This window comes from Streptomyces sp. NPDC054794 (assembly GCF_053611585.1).
In genome coordinates this window covers 1-1,418 of the sequence record NZ_JBSHAQ010000145.1, presented here as the reverse complement: position 1 = coordinate 1,418, position 1,418 = coordinate 1, and the positions used below count along the sequence as shown (strand labels likewise).

The window sequence follows — 1,418 nt, the reverse complement described above, 5'->3', positions numbered from 1 at the left end:
GATCGTGTCCCGGGTGATGGTGTAGCCGATCAATCGGTCGTCGTGTTGGTGGTGTTGGGTAGTGCGGGGGCGCTGTCGGGGCGCTCGGGGTAGAGCTCGGCCATGCTGCCCTCGGGCATGTAGCGGCGGGGGAAGGCGATCCATTCGTCGTGCAGTTCGAACAGCACGGCGGTGACCAGCCGCAGTAGTGCGTCGTCGTTGGGGAAGACCTGGACGACGTCGGTGCGGCGCTTGATCTCCCGGTTGATCCGTTCCAGTGGGTTCGTCGACTGGATCTTCTTCCAGTGACGCTCCGGGAAGACGGCGAAGGCGGTGAGGTCGTCCTTGGCCTCCAGCAGCATCTGTTTGACCTTGGGGAACTGGCCTCCGAGCATGCCGGCGACGGTATCGACCTGGGCCCTCACCGCGCTCTGGCTGGGCTGGGCGAAGATCGTGCGGATCGTCGCGGCGACCATCTCACCGGCGTCCTTCGGGATCACACCGAAGACGTTGCGCAGGAAGTGGACACGACATCTTTGGTAGGCGGCGCCGATCATCACCTTGCGGATCGCGTTGACCAGGCCGGTGTGGTGGTCGGCGAGGACCAGGCGGACCCCGCTCAGGCCGCGTTCGCGCAGGTGACGCAGGAACTCGGTCCAAAACGCCTCGGTCTCGCTGTCGCCGACCATCACGCCCAGGACCTCGCGGCCGCCGTCCTCGGTGATGCCGGTCGCGATAACCACGGCCCGGGAGGCGATCTGGTGGTTCACCCGGGCCTTGCAGTAGGTGGCATCCAGGTAGATGTAGGGGAAGCGGGTGTGGTCCAGCGGCCTCGTGCGAAACGCGGTCAGCGGCTCGTCCAGGGCAGCGCAGATCCGGGAGACCTCGCTCTTTGATATCCCGGTGTCCGCCCCCAGGGCCTTGACCAGGTCGTCCACGCTCCGGGTGGAGACGCCCTCGACGTACGCCTCCATGATCACCGCGTAGAGGGCCTGGTCGATGCGGCGCCGCCGCTCCAGCAGGCAGGGGAAGAAACTCCCCGCCCGTAGTTTGGGGATGGCCAGTTCCAGGTCGCCGGCCTGCGTGGTGAGTGTCTTGTCCCGGTGCCCGTTGCGGTAGTTGGTGCGGGTGTCGGTGTGCTCGTTCCACTCGGCGCCGATCTTCGCCGCGGCCTCGGCCTCGATCAGTTCCTGCAGCATCCGCTCGGCGACGCTGCGGACGAGTTCGAGTCCCTCGGCCGAACGTAGTGACTCCAGCAGGCGAAGTAGTTCAGACTGGGACAGGGCCACTGTGCGTCTCCTCCTCTCGGTGAACTGGGCGTTTATCAGGGAGAGTTGCACGGTGGCCCGCCTCATGCGCAGGGAGCGGACACCACCAGCCGGAGCACACCGGCGCACTACTCAAGGTTGATCGGCTACACCATCACGCGGGACACCATC

The 1,418-nt window shown here is 66.1% G+C and carries 1 protein-coding gene; it reads right to left on the bottom strand.

Annotated features, from left to right (window positions below):
- Window positions 1–29: 29 nt before the first annotated feature.
- The gene (locus ACWGKT_RS48450; RefSeq protein ID WP_453278814.1) at window positions 30–1,268 is read right to left on the bottom strand and encodes an IS256 family transposase; all 1,239 of its coding nucleotides are present in this window, start codon (window positions 1,266–1,268) and stop codon (window positions 30–32) included.
- Window positions 1,269–1,418: the final 150 nt, after the last annotated feature.